The organism is Actinophytocola sp. (genome assembly GCF_035634895.1).
GTDB lineage: Bacteria > Actinomycetota > Actinomycetes > Mycobacteriales > Pseudonocardiaceae > Actinophytocola.
Genome location: NZ_DASQCC010000200.1, coordinates 1 through 13,844, shown reverse-complemented (window position 1 = coordinate 13,844; position 13,844 = coordinate 1). Strand labels below are relative to the sequence as shown.

General features: G+C 71.5%; 13 protein-coding genes and 1 pseudogene. 8 read left to right on the top strand and 6 right to left on the bottom strand.

The annotated features are described in order from the left end of the window. Positions 1 to 408: 408 nt before the first annotated feature. Both VET29_RS30135 and VET29_RS30130 read right to left on the bottom strand, forming a co-directional pair. Complete coding sequence (locus VET29_RS30135; protein WP_324926677.1) at positions 409 to 1,365, bottom strand: alpha/beta hydrolase; 957 nt, start codon at positions 1,363 to 1,365, stop codon at positions 409 to 411. Positions 1,366 to 1,397: 32 nt separating this feature from the next. Beyond that, the gene (locus tag VET29_RS30130) at positions 1,398 to 1,703 is read right to left on the bottom strand and encodes a putative quinol monooxygenase (protein WP_324926675.1); all 306 of its coding nucleotides are present in this window, start codon (positions 1,701 to 1,703) and stop codon (positions 1,398 to 1,400) included. A gap of 143 nt (positions 1,704 to 1,846) precedes the next feature. On the opposite strand from VET29_RS30130, the gene VET29_RS30125 reads away from it, so the two are divergent. Both VET29_RS30125 and VET29_RS30120 read left to right on the top strand, forming a co-directional pair. After that, a complete protein-coding gene (locus VET29_RS30125) occupies positions 1,847 to 2,722 on the top strand; it encodes an AraC family transcriptional regulator (RefSeq protein ID WP_324926673.1) in 876 nt (291 codons plus the stop codon). A 203-nt stretch (positions 2,723 to 2,925) separates the two neighbouring features. Then, complete coding sequence (locus VET29_RS30120; RefSeq protein ID WP_324926671.1) at positions 2,926 to 3,915, top strand: DUF1996 domain-containing protein; 990 nt, start codon at positions 2,926 to 2,928, stop codon at positions 3,913 to 3,915. A gap of 10 nt (positions 3,916 to 3,925) precedes the next feature. Here VET29_RS30120 and VET29_RS30115 read toward each other — a convergent pair whose 3' ends face one another. The 3 genes from VET29_RS30115 to VET29_RS30105 are packed head-to-tail and all read right to left on the bottom strand — an operon-like array spanning position 3,926 to position 6,467. Then, complete coding sequence (locus VET29_RS30115; RefSeq protein ID WP_324926670.1) at positions 3,926 to 4,621, bottom strand: hypothetical protein; 696 nt, start codon at positions 4,619 to 4,621, stop codon at positions 3,926 to 3,928. A 5-nt stretch (positions 4,622 to 4,626) separates the two neighbouring features. After that, positions 4,627 to 5,286: a response regulator transcription factor gene (locus VET29_RS30110; protein WP_324926668.1), complete on the bottom strand. Its 660-nt coding sequence runs from the start codon at positions 5,284 to 5,286 to the stop codon at positions 4,627 to 4,629. Further along, on the bottom strand, positions 5,283 to 6,467 hold the full coding sequence (locus VET29_RS30105; protein WP_324926666.1) for a sensor histidine kinase: 1,185 nt from the start codon (positions 6,465 to 6,467) through the stop codon (positions 5,283 to 5,285). Before VET29_RS30105 ends, VET29_RS30110 begins: the two co-directional genes overlap by 4 nt. Positions 6,468 to 6,705: 238 nt before the next feature. Here VET29_RS30105 and VET29_RS30100 point away from each other — a divergent pair, with 238 nt between their 5' ends. The 6 genes and pseudogenes from VET29_RS30100 (at position 6,706) to VET29_RS30075 (ending at position 13,396) form a co-directional block, all read left to right on the top strand. Then, the gene (locus VET29_RS30100) at positions 6,706 to 7,320 is read left to right on the top strand and encodes a hypothetical protein (protein ID WP_324926664.1); all 615 of its coding nucleotides are present in this window, start codon (positions 6,706 to 6,708) and stop codon (positions 7,318 to 7,320) included. Between the two features lie 420 nt (positions 7,321 to 7,740). Next, a pseudogene (locus VET29_RS30095) lies at positions 7,741 to 7,902 on the top strand (2-hydroxyacyl-CoA dehydratase); the annotation flags it as partial. 128 nt (positions 7,903 to 8,030) lie between these two features. Then, positions 8,031 to 8,213, top strand: a complete 183-nt coding sequence (locus tag VET29_RS30090; RefSeq protein WP_324926716.1) for a hypothetical protein — start codon at positions 8,031 to 8,033, stop codon at positions 8,211 to 8,213. A 97-nt stretch (positions 8,214 to 8,310) separates the two neighbouring features. Beyond that, positions 8,311 to 9,225, top strand: coding sequence for a TIGR03619 family F420-dependent LLM class oxidoreductase (locus VET29_RS30085; protein WP_324926662.1), 915 nt, complete (start codon positions 8,311 to 8,313; stop codon positions 9,223 to 9,225). Between the two features lie 42 nt (positions 9,226 to 9,267). Continuing rightward, the gene (locus VET29_RS30080) at positions 9,268 to 9,777 is read left to right on the top strand and encodes a MarR family winged helix-turn-helix transcriptional regulator (RefSeq protein ID WP_324926660.1); all 510 of its coding nucleotides are present in this window, start codon (positions 9,268 to 9,270) and stop codon (positions 9,775 to 9,777) included. Positions 9,778 to 10,009: 232 nt separating this feature from the next. After that, positions 10,010 to 13,396: a BTAD domain-containing putative transcriptional regulator gene (locus tag VET29_RS30075; protein WP_324926658.1), complete on the top strand. Its 3,387-nt coding sequence runs from the start codon at positions 10,010 to 10,012 to the stop codon at positions 13,394 to 13,396. Here VET29_RS30075 and VET29_RS30070 read toward each other — a convergent pair. Continuing rightward, positions 13,393 to 13,844 (bottom strand): helix-turn-helix transcriptional regulator (locus VET29_RS30070; protein WP_324926656.1); only part of this gene is annotated, 452 nt, incomplete at its 5' end. The genes VET29_RS30075 and VET29_RS30070 overlap by 4 nt on opposite strands.

Here is a 13,844-nt window from a genome sequence, read left to right as displayed (position 1 = left end):
GCGGGCGTACGGAGCTGCCCCACGCCCCGGCACGTCATCGCGGCACCGGGTCGAGACGACTTCGGGTCGCAACTGGACAGGGCTGGCGTTCGGTGGACCGCGGACACGGTCGGTGGGGGTGTCCACCGGGAGTACCCGCCGCTGTTCTGTAGTTTCGGACGATCGTCCGCAAGGCGGACGAGGACGAAGTCACAATGTGTCGCGCGGCGTCCGAAGTCAAGGGTTCAACCAAAAATCCCTGGTCTCGGTAACGGTCAGTTGTCCGTCAAGCGGACCGTGTGCTGCCGACCGTGCACCCCGCGAGCCGGTCGCGCCCAGCTCACGAGGGTCGTGCCGTGCGGACTCCCGCCCGCGCGGCACGACCCTCGACGAGTCCGAAAAGGACGGATGCCCACCTCCGCGCCGGCGTCACGGGTGCGGTGTCGACAGGATCCGGGTGAGCCAGTCCGTGCGGGTGCGGCGTGCCTCGGTCGAGAGCTGTGCCTGTGGGTACAGTGCGTCGAACCCGTGGAAGCCGCCGGCCCACACGTGTAGCTCGGCCTGGCCACCCGCCGCCCAGATCCTGCTGGCGTAGTCGACGTCCTCGTCGCGGAAGACCTCGGCGGTGCCGGCGTCGACGTAGGTGGTCGGCAGGCCCGACAGGTCGCCGGCCAGCGCGGGGGAGACATAGGCGGGCACGTCGGCCGCGCCGCCGAGCACCGACCGCCAGCCGAACTCGTTCATCTCCCGGGTCCAGACGCCCGGCTCGCCGGAGTACTGCCGGCTGGCGGTGGTGTCGTTGCGGTGGTCGAGCATCGGGCAGATCAGCACCTGGCCGGCGATCGCCGGGGTGCCGCGGTCGCGGGCCATCAGGGTGACGCCCGCGGCGAGGCCGCCGCCGGCGCTGGTGCCGGCGACGATGACGCGGGTGGGGTCGATGCCCAGCTCGTCGGCGTGCTCGACCGTCCACAGGAGTCCCTGGTAGCAGTCGTCGACCGGGGTCGTGCCGGTGGCCTCCGGCGCCAGCCGGTGGTCGACGGTGACGACGACGGCGCCGAACGCGTCGAGCCACTCGAAGGGGATGTCGATCTGGGAGAAGCGATCTCCCATGACCATGCCGCCGCCGTGGATCCAGTAGACCCCCGGGGCCGGGGCACGGCCGGCCCCGGCGGGACGGAAGACCGAGAGCGGGATCCGCGTGCCGTCCAGGGCGGGGGCGGTGACGTCCTCGCGGTCGATGGCGCGGCCGTGGAGGAGGGCGTCGATCGGCCCGGCGGAGTACGGGCGGAGCTGGGCGAGCGTCTCGAGGTCGAGGTCGGCCTGTAGCGGCAGGTCGGCGAGCAGGGTGTGCAGCTCGGGGTCGAGCTGGGGGCGGGGCAGTGCCATGGTGGGGTCCTTTCCCGGGTGACGGGGGTTGGTCAGAAGGTGGCCTTGCCGCCGACGGGCACCTCGTCGCTGTACCGTGAGTCGCCGGCGAGCAGCGGCTCCAGGCCCGCGACCAGCGCCTGGGCCGGCGCGGTCGCGAAGAACCGGCTGTGGGCCTCCTCGCTGACCCAGCCCTCGGTGACGTGAACGACGTCCGGGTCGCTCGCCGAGCGGCCGACCAGGAAGACGACGCAGTCCTCGTGCGCCAGCGACGGCGCGCCGAGCAGCATCTCGACCACCGCGTCACCCTTGCCGGGCCGCGCGGTCATGGTGGCGTGGAAGCCGTGGTTGGCGATCATCAGATTCTCTCCTGTAGACGTTGTCGGGAACTTGACTGTCTCCATCAGAGCATCCTTACCTGCGAAAACGATAGAACGATCCTCCGGACCTCTTGCCTGATTCTCTCGTTGCGGCGAGCATTGGTTCATGCTTCACTCAGGCCGTGGACCTCGACGAGCTACGCACCCTGCTCGACCGGCACGCCCGGCCCGACTCGACGACCGCCATCGACGGCGTCCTGATCTCGCGGGTCGAGGAGTCGACGGCACCGTCGCCGGAGATGTCGGGCACCGTGTTCGCGTTGGTCGCGCAGGGCGCGAAGCGGATCGCACTGGGCGACCGCGTCTACGAGTACCGCGCCGGGCAGTACCTGGTCGCCTCGGTCGACATGCCGATCATCGGCCACTTCACCGAAGCCAGCCCCGACCGACCGTCGATCGGCCTCGGCCTGGTCCTGAACCCGGCCGAGGTCGCCGAACTGCTGCTGCGGGCCGCGCCCGGTGACGTGCCCGCCGGCGGCGGCACGCCGTCCGGCATGGCCGTCAGCGTCGCGCCCGCCGAGCTGATCGACGCGGCGATCAGGCTGGTCCGCCTGCTCGACCGGCCGCGCGATCGCGCGGTGCTCGCGCCGCTGGTCAAACAGGAGATCCTCTGGCGCCTCATCGTCTCCGAACACGGCGCGACCGTCCGCCAGCTCGGCCTCGCGGACAGCGGCCTGACCCACGTCGCCAGGGCGGTGCGGTGGATCCGGGACCACTACGCGGAGTCCTTCCGCGTCGAGGACCTCGCCCGGATGTCCGCGATGAGCCCGTCCACCCTCTACCGCAACTTCCAGACCGTCACCGCGATGAGCCCGATCCAGTTCCAGAAGCAGATCCGCCTGCAGGAGGCCCGGCTCCTGCTTTCCTCACGCCCCAACGACGTCACGGGCGTCGCCAGTCGCGTCGGCTACGAGAGCCCGTCACAGTTCAGCCGCGAGTACCGCCGCCAGTTCGGCACCTCACCCAGCCAGGACGCGGCCCGGCTGGTCCGGAGATAGTCCGCTTTACTGTCCCACAAGGACACGATCGGCCGCCGAATTGGGCCCCGGCGGTGCGGCGCCTGGGACTTTCGGCTCACGACTCGCGTGGTGCGGCGGCCTATCTTACGGCTGGGGAGTGCCGTTTTTCCAGCGAGTGAAGGAGAAAAGCTGTGTCGGGTGACAGGAGAACTCCGGATCGGGCCGCGAGGTCGGTCGGCAGCGTGGCCCCTGCTGGTCGGCTGGGACTGGTCGTTGTCGCCGCGGTGGTGGCGGTCGTCGGGGCGGTGATGATGCCGAAGGGCGGTTCGGCGGCGGTTCCGCCGGCTGTGCAACAGCATGGCGGGATGATGATGGCGGCCGGCACGTGGATCCCGGTCGACCAGGCGAAGTGGAACGCGCAGCTGGCCGCATTCCGGGCGATGACGCCCAGGACCGTGCCGCCCAACGCGAACCGGAACGCCGAGTTCAACGCCACCTGCGTCTACGGCCATTCCGCGCCGGACGACCCGATCGTGTTTCCCGGGCAGCCCGGGGCGTCGCACATGCACTCGTTCATCGGCAATGACCGCACCAATGGGAATACGACGTTCGACGACCTGATGCGCTTCACCGCGTCGAGCTGCCAGCCGGTGCAGGACCATTCCGCGTACTGGATCCCCACGCTCTACGAGCACGACCAGCCCGTGCAGCCGAGGCAGGTGGTGGTCTACTACGGATCGCTGCTCAGCGACAAGTCGAAGACCGTCCCGATGCCCCAGGGGCTGCGGATGATCGTGGGGGACGCGATGCGCCAGGTGCCGACCCCGGTCGGCGCGGTCAACCAGTTCTACTGCGCGGGTGGTCCGCTGGACGGGGCGAGCCGCAGCCGGGACGGCAACTGGCCGGTGTGTGACGGTGGCACGTTGCACTTCACGATGCGCTTCCCCGACTGCTGGGACGGCCAGCACCTGGACAGCCCGGACCACCGGAGCCACGTCGCGTTCGGTGTGGGCGGTCGGTGCACCGACCAGTTCCCGGTGCCCATCCCGGCGGTCACCTTCTCCATCTCCTACCCGACCAGTGGCAGCGTGGACGGCTTCCGGCTGGCGTCGGGAATGGCCTCGTCCATGCACGGTGACGTGTTCGCCGCATGGGACGAGGACGCGTTGGGACACCGGGTGAAGGACTGCGTCGTCCAGGTGGTGCAGTGCAACACCGCCGGTGAGTTCTGAGCGCCGGCGTTCAGCTCAGTACGATCTCGTTGATGTCCGGCGCGTCGCCGGTGTCGTTGAAGAACCTGATCCAGCTGTCCCCGGCGGGCACGAACACCTCGACCGACGTGGTCGCCGGGATCAGCAGGCTCGCCGCACCGGACAGCAGCCTGGTCTGCGCGGTGGCGTCGTTCACCGCGACCTTGAGCGTCCTCGGCTCCTCCGTCTCGTAGACGATCGTCAGGGTGCGGGTCCCGGCCGTGGGCACCCCGGCGACGCGGATGGCGAGGATGTTCGGACCGCCGATGTAACCCACCCGGCTGCCACCGCGACAGCTCGCGCACTCGATGACGCGTGCGCCGGTGCGGATGTTCGCCGGATCGGCCGCGTGCACGGTGATGCTCTGGAACGCGACCGGCCGGGAGGACGTCGCCGGGGCCGGCGGTGACGGTGGCGGTGGCGCACCGGGCGGGGCGGCGGCCGTCAGGGTGACAACGGGTGGTACGACCAGCACGGGTGAGGTGACGACCGGCGGACTGACGACGGAGGAGGGGCCGGCCGACGAAGGTGGTGGGGTCACCGGCGCGGGCCCCGGGAGCGGGACGACCAGCGGCGACACGAGCACCGCCGTCGCCGCGACGCCGACGGCGAGCGCTGTCCATCCCAGACGCCGCAGCAGCACCCGGCGGTCCGCGGCGCCGGCACCCTCCGGCACGTCCTGGTCCACCGGGCCTACCGCTTGCTCGTCCAGCGCAGGACGGCCTCGGTGCGGTTGCCCACCCGCAGCTTCGCGAAGGCGTGGTGCAGGTGGTTCTTCACCGTCTTCTCGGTGACCACCAGCCGGCGCGCGATGGCCGCGTTGGACAGTCCTTCCGCCACCAGCCCGAGGACGTCCTCCTCACGCCGCGTCAGTCCCAACCGGACCCGGTGCTGTCGTTGCCGTTCCAGCTGTTCGTCCGCTGCCCGTTCACGATCCGCCTGCTCGCGCACGGCGGCCACGGCGACGGCGGCCGCCGGAGCGGAGAGCCAACTCTGACCACGAGCGACCGCGAGCACCGCCCGCAGCAGCTCGTCGGGCCCGAACTCGCCGTGCACCAGGTAGCCGCGTGCGCCACCACGCAGCATGCCGCCCACGAGGCCGGGATCCGCGTCACTGGTCAGCACGAGCACAGCGGTGTACCGGCACAGCTCGCCGAGCACCGACAGTCCGTCCGCGATCGGCATGCGGTGGTCCAACAGGGTCACGGCGGGGCGCAGCCGCCGTGCGAAGGCCAGCGCCTGCCGCCCGTCCCCGGCTTCGGCCGCGACCCGCACGGACTCGGTGCCGTCGAGAAAGCCACGCAGCGCCGCCCGCACGATCGGGTTGTCGTCGACGACCAGCACGTCGATCATGACGCCATCCGGGCCGGCCGGGCGACGGGCACCGACACCTCGACGGTCGTGCCGTGGCCGGGTTCCGACGTCACCTCCAGCACGCCGCCGGCGTTGCGGGCACGTTCGGCCATGCCCACGATGCCGTAGTGGTTCCCGGTGGCGAGCACGGAGAGATCACCGGGTACGCGGAAGCCGTTGCCGTCGTCGTGCACCCGCAGGCGGAGGCGATCGGTCTGGGTGAGGGTGACCGTGATCCGCTCGGGTCGGCCGTGCCCCACGGCGTTGCGCAGGGCCTCGTCGAGGATGCGGCTCAGCTCGTAGCGCACGCCGGCCGGCGGGTCCACCGGTACGGCGGCCAGGCTCACCGCGGTCCCGGACAGCTCGCCGCAGCGCTCGCACATTCGCCGCAGCGTGGTCACGAAGTCCTGGTCAGGGGTGTCCAGCCGAAGCCCGGTCAGCAGCTCGCGTGCCTCCCGGGCGGCGGCCATGGCCCCCTGGGACACCGTGCTCGCCAACTGCTCGGCGAGCTCGGGCTGTCTGCGCAACGAGGACGGCAGCGCGAGCGCGGCGAACGAGACGCCACGCAGGGTCTTGCTGACCGAGTCGTGCAGTTCGCGGGCCAGCCGGGCCCGCTCCGAGGCGGCCGCCGAACGCTGGGCCGAGGCGACCACGTCCACGGAGAGGGCGACGTACCGCACGAGGGCGCCGGCGGCGACCGCGGCCGCGATCCCGGCAAGGATGTCCATCGGCGGGAAGGCCAGCGTGAACACCGCGATGTGCGGGCTGGGGGTGCTGGTCTGGAGCAGGTGACCGGCGACCGAGTACCCGAGCGCGGCGTGCGGCGCCCAGAGCACCAGCCCGCGCATGCCGAGCAGCACCCCACCGAGCGCGCAGGCTCCCGCCGCGAAGCAGAAGAAGGGCACACCGCCCCGGCAGGCGACCAGGACGCCCAGCACGACGACCGAGTCCACCACGATCACGGGCACCGGATGCCGCACCACCTCGGGCCGGCGGCCGAGGACCACGAGCCCGGTGGCCGTGGCGACCACGACGATCACGAGAACGGCGAGCGCCGTCCTCGGATCGGGAAGCACCCGCAACCCGACACCGGCGGCCGTCAGGGTGAGCGCGGCCCGGCCGAGCAGCACGGCGCGGCCCAGCGCGGCCGCGGCCACGACCCGGTTCGCGGGGAGAGTCACGCGCCCTTCACCTCCGCCACTCCGCATGACCTCGTCGTCAAGCACTGAGGGTGACTGGACTGTAGCGCAAATCGACCTATCTGTGGAGAGCGCTCTCTCGGGGTTTCGTCACTCCGCCGCGCGCGGACGGATCGGGCGGTGCGGAGGCGGCCAGCCGGCTGTTCTCGTGCCGGGTGAACCCGCGGCGGTCGGCGCCGCGTCACCCCGGTAGAGCAACCATGAACAAAGGGGAATTCGCATGGGGACCATCGGGGGCATGGCCGCGCGGAAGAAGCGTGTGCCGCAGTGGGGTTGGGCGACCGCGGTCGTGGTCACGCTGGCGGTGACGGTGAGCGCCTGCCAGTCGAAGCTCGCCGCGCGCAGCGGTGACGCCGGGCCGGCCGAGTCCACTTCGGTCAGCACCGAGCCGACGTCGTCCGGCGACGCGAGCCGGCCAGCCGGCGCCGACTCGTCGGCCGACGCGGTGGCCGTCTGGGTCACGCACATCATGTTGGAGGAGTACACCGAGGCCTGCTGGCTGAGCGCGACGGTGGCGGCCGACGAGACCGGCCAGGACGCCGAGACGGTGTGTGCGAGTGGCGGCAGTGGCATCGAGGCCGCGACACAGCTGCACGAGGCCTGGGTGAAGCCAGGAGTCGCCCTGCCGCCCGACGCGGAGGTGAAGGTGGACGACGTCGACGCCCAGGGCGACACCGCGACGGTGCCGGACACCTCGATCAGGGTCGGCGACAAGTCGCTTCGCGAGATCGAGCTCATCGGTTCGTCCGGCGACACCGACTCGTTCCAGCTGTCACTGGAGGTGCAGCGAAAGGACGGCCTGTGGTACGTCGCCGGCATGCACATCAGTGTCTGAGCCACGGAACCAGGCCATACCGCTAACCGCCCGTCGCGAGTCCCGCACCAGAACATAGCGAGTCCCGCGTTCAGGCATATCGAACTGCGTTTTCGTGCACATCGAGATCCGGTCCGCACGCCAGGCGCGAACTCGGCCCTGGCGTTGTCCCACAGCCGAATGATCGCCGGGGGAGTGGGCGGTGGCGGCCTCACCGACCGGGTCGCGCCGCTGGCTCGCGGTGCGACCCGGTCGGTTCCCGTCAGCCCGAACTACAGGAGACCGACGGCCAGTTCCAGTTCCCGTTGTGTTGGATGGTGACCCCCCACTCGTTGCCGCTGCCGTTCGGCGTGGCGGTACAGCCGCCACCGCCGCCTGATCCCACAGTGGCACCGCGGCACCGAGTGGGCCCGCGACGCCGCGCGCCGGTTCCACGACGAGGTGTCGCGGCGCGTCGAGGACGGCGCGGTCGTGTGCGACGACGAACGCGTCCGTCTCATGTGGATCAGCCGGGGCCTGTGGTACGACATGGACTTCTACCGCCGCTTCGAACAACGCTACGGGGCGGTCTTCGTGTGGTCCATGTACCTGGCCATCGCCGCCGACGGCTACCCGAGGTACGGCCCGGACCCACTGCGCGCGCTGGCGGCCCGCTTCGCCGCGTTCAACGACCTCTCTACACCCCGCCGTGGTCCTGCGAGTGGTACGTCAAGGAGGCGAAGCTGCACCGCGTGGACGGCGGGGTGCACCTGGTCTCCGACGACGCCCGCGGCGGCCACTTCACCACGAGGGCCCTGCGCGCGGCGGGCATCCCGGTCCACGAGCCGCGCGCGGACAACGTCGACACCCGCTCGTACCGCAGCTCCACGGAGGACGACCGGGCCGACTGGATCGAACACACCGTCCTCAGCTGACGCCGGTATCTCGCCTATAACTTCAACATTGATTTCAAGATTGAAGTGAGTCTACGCTCGGTACCGCACGTCCCCGTCGTACCGCAGGAGAGTGGCTGTGAAGCTCGGCATCATGCTGCCCGTGTCCGGAGTCCACGCGTCACCGGCGACCATCACGACCATCGCGCAGGCCGCCGAGAGACTCGGCTACGACTCGTTGTGGACCTACGAACGACTGTTGCGCCCGATGGCGCCGCTGCTCCCCGGCCCGGACGGCAACCTGGAACGCCTCTCCGAGATCTACCACACCACCTTCGAGCCACTGGAGACGCTGAGTCACGTGGCCGCGCTCACCAGTCGCATCGCGCTGGGCACCAACATCGTCAACCCGCTGTTCCACGCGCCGGTCGTGCTGGCCCGCAGGTACGCCACCCTCGACCAGCTCAGCGGCGGGCGGGCGATCGCCGGGTTCGGGCAGGGCTGGATGCCCCAGGAGTTCGCGACCGCCGGCGTGCCCATGAAGCGGCGCGGCGCGGGCTTCGACGACGTCATCGCGGCGATACGGGCCTGCTGGGGACCTGACCCCGTGGCGTACGCGGGCCGCTTCTACTCGATCGAGCCCGCCGAGATCAACCCGAAGCCGGTTCGCGGCGACATCCCGGTCCTCATCGGCGCGAACACCGACGGCGGCATCGACCGGGCCGCCAGGATCGCCGACGGCATCACGCCGCTGACCTGGGCCCTGGACACGGTGACCGCACAGGCCGAGCGCTTCCGGACGGCCGCCGAACGCCTCGGGCGCAACCCGGCCGCGCTCACCGTGACGGCACAGACCAACCACGCCATGCGGCCCAAGCCGATCAGCGGCGACCGGCCGTTCCTCGCCGGCTCCCCGCGGCAGCTCGCCGACGACATCGAGCAGCTGCGGAACCGTGGGTTCGACGGGGTTCTGTTCGCGTTCCCGCCGGCCGACGAGATTCCCGTGCAGATCGAGATGCTCGACGAGCTCCGTTCCCTGGTGCCCGCCGGGTGAGCGTGAGTGGTCCGGCCTGCCCGGATGGGTAGGATCCCCCGCATGGAGGGCCAGGGTGAACCCCGGTGGCTGTCGCCGGACGAGCGCGACGCCTGGATCTCCCTGTCCTGGCTGATGGTGAAGCTGCCGGGCGAGATCGACGCTCAGCTGCAACGCGACAGCGGCATCTCCTTCTTCGAGTACCTGGTGCTCGCCGCGTTGTCCATGTCTCCCGACCGCTGCCTGCGGATGAGTGACCTGGCCCAGCACGCGAACGGTTCGATGACCCGGCTGTCCAACGTGGCCAAACGCCTGGAGCAGCGCGGCTGGCTGACACGGGAGCCCAGCGCGAAGAACGGCCGCTACATCGAGGCGACCCTCACCGACGCGGGCATGGCGGTGGTCGAGAAGGCCGCCCCCGGCCACGTGGCGGCGGTCCGGCGGTACGTGTTCGACGCGCTCAGCCCCGACCAGGTGACCGGCCTGCGCGACATCGGCCGCCAGATCGCCACCCAGGTCGAGGGCGAGCACACCGGAACACCGTCCACGGCCCTACCCCTACGACGCTGCTGACCCCGCCAAGACCGCGAGTCCCGCTTTCAAACACCGCGAGTCCCGCGTCGGGACATACCGAGTCGCGTTTTCGTGTTGTCAATGCGGGGGAGCACACATTTGGACGACCGTATCGTTTACCGGTCGTAGCGCGACAACCCTCCGTGGCATCACACTCACTACATGCTGTGCACACCCCCTGGTTATCCGTGTCTGCCCGGTCCTGGACGGAACCGCTAGTGGGAGAGGGAGCATGCCGGAGCTGCGTGTCGAGCTGCTCGGTCCGATTCGTGCCTGGTCAGGAGCCCGCGAGGTCGCACTGGGCTCCTCGCGGCCGCGGGCGGTGTTCGCCATGCTGGCCACGCGCCACAACTCGGTGGTGTCGCGCGACGAGCTGATCGACGGCGTGTGGGGTGCGGGCGCTCCGGCGACCGCGGCGGGCAGCCTGCACACCTACATCTCGACGCTTCGCAAGTCACTCGAACCGGAACGGGCGCGGCGGGCGGCGGCGACGTTGCTCAGGTCCGTCGGCTCGGGCTACCGGCTGCGGGTCGACGGCGTGGACGTCGCCGAGTTCAACCGCCTCCGGGAGCGGGCCAAACAGCTGCTCGACACGGACGCGGGCGGCGCACTGCGACTGGTCGACGACGCACTCGGCCTCTGGCACGGCGAGGCGCTGTCCGGGATCGCGGGGCCCTTCGCGGAGGCGGAGCGGGTGCGGCTGGGCGAGCTGCGCGCCGCGACGGTCGAGCTGCATGCCGAGGCGGGGCTCGCGGCCGGGCGGCACGACGACATGGTCGCGGAGCTCGCCACGTTCGTCCGGGAGCATCCGCTGCGTGAGCGGCCGCGTGAGCTGCTGATGCTGGCCCTGCACCAGTCCGGCCGCAACGCCGAGGCGCTCGCCACCTACCGGGAGGCGCGGCAGGTGCTGGTCGACGAGCTGGGCATCGAGCCGAGCCTGTCCCTGCGGCGCATGCACGACCAGATTCTGGCCGGCGAGACCGCGTCCGCCCCCGTCCGGGTGCCCGCGCCACGGAGGGAGACCACGCGGGTGGCGCCCGGCCTGGTCGGCCGCGAGCCCGAGCTGGCGCGGGTACGCGCGCTGGTGGACGACGTCGCCGCCGGGGCCGGGCGATGCCTGTGGCTCGAAGGGGAGATGGGCATCGGCAAGTCGGCGCTGGTCGCCACGGCGCTCGCGTGGGCCGAGTCCGCGGGTTGCCAGATCGCGCACGCGGCGGCGGACGAGCTGGGCCAGCGGTTCCCGCTGCGCCTCGTGCTCGACGCGCTCGGTGTGGACACCGACTCACCCGACCCGCGCCGTGCGACCGTCGCGACCACCCTGCGCGATCGCGCCGCGCAGCCGATGCTCGCGGGTGGCGATCCCGTCGTGGCCCTGATCGACGAGCTCCTCACCCTCGTCAAGACGCTGTGCGCGGACGGGCCGCTCGTACTGGCGCTCGACGACCTGCACTGGGCCGACGAGGCGAGCATGCTCGTGTGGCACCGGCTGGCGGAGGAGACCGGCAGGCGCCCGCTGCTGCTGATCGGCGCGACCCGGCCGGTGCCGCACCGCACCGAGGTCGACCGCCTGCGGCTCGACGCGGCGGTTCGCGGCGGGGTCAGCGTCGACCTGGTGCCACTGAACGAGCCCGACGTCGCCAGGATGGTCAGCGACCTGGTCGGCGCCCCGCCCGGCCCCTACCTGCGGGAGGTCACCGCGCGGGCGGGTGGGAACCCGTTGTACGTCCACGAGATCACGCACACGCTGCTCCGGGACCAGGCCGTCGCGGTCGGGGCGGGCACAGCCGAGGTCGGCCGCGAGTGGGTCGACCTGGCGCCCGCGTCGCTCGTCTCCGCGGTCACCGGCAGGCTCGGCTATCTCAGCGACATCACGCGTAAGGTGCTGCGGTCCGCCGCGCTGCTCTACTGCGGCGGGGTGGCGGTCGAGGAGCTGTCGATCGTGCTGGGCAGCCCCGCCTCGGACCTCGTGCCGTCGTTCGACGAGGCGATCGCGGCCGGGGTGCTCCGGACCGACGGGCCCCGGCTCGTGTTCCGCCATCCCGTGCTCCGGCAGGCCCTGTACGAGGGCATCGCGCCCGCCATCCGCGACGCGCTGCACAACCAGGCGGCCAAGGCGCTGGCCGAGGCGGGCGCGCCCGTCGAACACGTTGCCAGGCAACTGATCGCGGCGGGCGGCGAGGCGCGCAGGTGGGTCACGGGCTGGCTGATCACCGCCACGCCCGTGCTGATCTACCGGGCCCCACTGGTCGCGGTCGAGCTGCTGGGGCGCGCGGTCCGTGACGACGACCGCGACACCGCGCTGCGGGTGACGTGCCAGGCCCTGCTCGCGGGCGTGCTGTTCCGGATCGGCCGTGACGACGACGCGGAACGCAACGCACGGCAGGCACTGCAGTCGCTGACCGAGCCGAACCGGACCGCCGAGCTGCGGTGGATCCTCGCGTACGTCCCGTACCGGGCGTCTCGTGCGGAGGAAGCCCTGATGACACTGGAGGAAGCGCTGGCGGACCCGGTGCTGCCGGACGTGTGGCGGGCCCGGCTGCTCTCGCTGCTCGCACTGGTGCAACGCTCCGGCGTGGGGGAGCTGGACTCGGCCGTCGAGACCGCCAGGGCGGCGATCGAGGTGGGGGAGCGGGTGCACGACGGGTTCGCCGTCGGTCAGGCGCTCGGGATCCTGTGGCAGGTGGACGCGGTCCGCCGGGACTACCTGGCCGCGGTGCGGCACCTCGACCAGGCGCTCGCGGTGGTCGGCACCGACCTGAGCCTGACCGACCTGCGCCTTGTGTTGCTGGACAACAGGATCTTCACCCTGCAGTGCCTCGACCGGCTCGCCGAGGCAACGGCCGATCTGGACCTGGCGATGGCGGTCGCGGGCACCAGCCATCCGGTGGCGGGCCTGCACATCGCGGGCGCGGTCCACTACTTCTGGCTCGGCCGGTGGGACGAGGCGCTGGCCGAGATCAACGCGGTGCTCGACGACCCCGAGTTCACGGGGTACGGCCTGCGGGAAGGTGGTGGCGCCCAGCTGTTGATGCACGGCGTGGCCGCGCTGATCGCCGCCCACCGCGACGACGACACGGCACTGCGGCGCCATCTCGAGGCGGGCACGAACCTGCCGCTGGTCACCGCGGCGGACCGGGAGAACTGTGACTTCCTGCTGGCCGCCCAGGCGACGGCGGAGTGGCGCAAGGGCAACCTGGCCGAGGGCATCGCGACCCTGGGCGCCATCCTCGTCACGAAGAACGCCTCGATGATGTTGCGGCACCAGTGGTTGCCGGACCTCGTCCGCCTCGCGCTGGAACGCGGCGACCTGGTCACGGCGGAAGCGGCCGTGGTCGCCTGCGAGCTGGAGGCGGCACGGGAGTCCACCCCGGCGCGGGCGGCGGCCGCGGCCCGCCGGTGCCGAGCCCTGCTGGACGCCGACCCGGCCGGGCTGTGGGAGGTGATCACCCACTACCAGACCACCGGCCGCGAGTATGAGCTGGCCCAGACGGTCGCGGACCTGGCGAGGGTGCTCGGAAGTGCCGGCAAGACTAGCGAAGCGGCGGCCGCCCGCGCCCGCGCGGATGCCCTGCACCGCGAGATGGGTGCGGCGTGGGACATCCGCCACAAAGAGCGCTAGATCATGCCCTGCCGTAAGGCGTACGCCACCGCGTGGGGGCGGTTGCGGAGGTTGAGCCTCGTCGTGAGGCTGTAGAAGACCTTCTTGACCGTGCGTTCCGAGTACGACAGCCGCGTCGCGATCTCCGCGGTGTCCATGCCGTCGGCCATCAGGCGCAGGACGTCGACCTCGCGGGGGGTCAACCGGCCTGCGCCCGGTGACAGCAACTCCTGCTGCAGGCGCCGCACGTGATCCAGCAGCTGTGTCACCATGCCTGGCGGCATCACGCTGCCGCCACCGGCGGCGGCCAGCACGCTGCGCAGCACGCGGTCGCCGGTCGCCGCCGCGCGGGGAATCACCGCCACCGCGCGGGTTTCCGCGATCATCAGCACATCCGTGCCGCTGACATCGTCCAGCACCAGCACGACCGGCACCGGTGCGGTGCCCGCGGCCGCACGCAGGCCCTCGG

Coding starts and splice junctions, on each gene's coding strand:
- VET29_RS30130 (WP_324926675.1), bottom strand. CDS start 1,703: ATGATCGCCAACCACGGCTTCCACGCCACCATGACCGCGCGGCCCGGC.
- VET29_RS30100 (WP_324926664.1), top strand. CDS start 6,706: ATGGGGACCATCGGGGGCATGGCCGCGCGGAAGAAGCGTGTGCCGCAG.
- VET29_RS30075 (WP_324926658.1), top strand. CDS start 10,010: ATGCCGGAGCTGCGTGTCGAGCTGCTCGGTCCGATTCGTGCCTGGTCA.
- VET29_RS30080 (WP_324926660.1), top strand. CDS start 9,268: ATGGAGGGCCAGGGTGAACCCCGGTGGCTGTCGCCGGACGAGCGCGAC.
- VET29_RS30110 (WP_324926668.1), bottom strand. CDS start 5,286: ATGATCGACGTGCTGGTCGTCGACGACAACCCGATCGTGCGGGCGGCG.
- VET29_RS30135 (WP_324926677.1), bottom strand. CDS start 1,365: ATGGCACTGCCCCGCCCCCAGCTCGACCCCGAGCTGCACACCCTGCTC.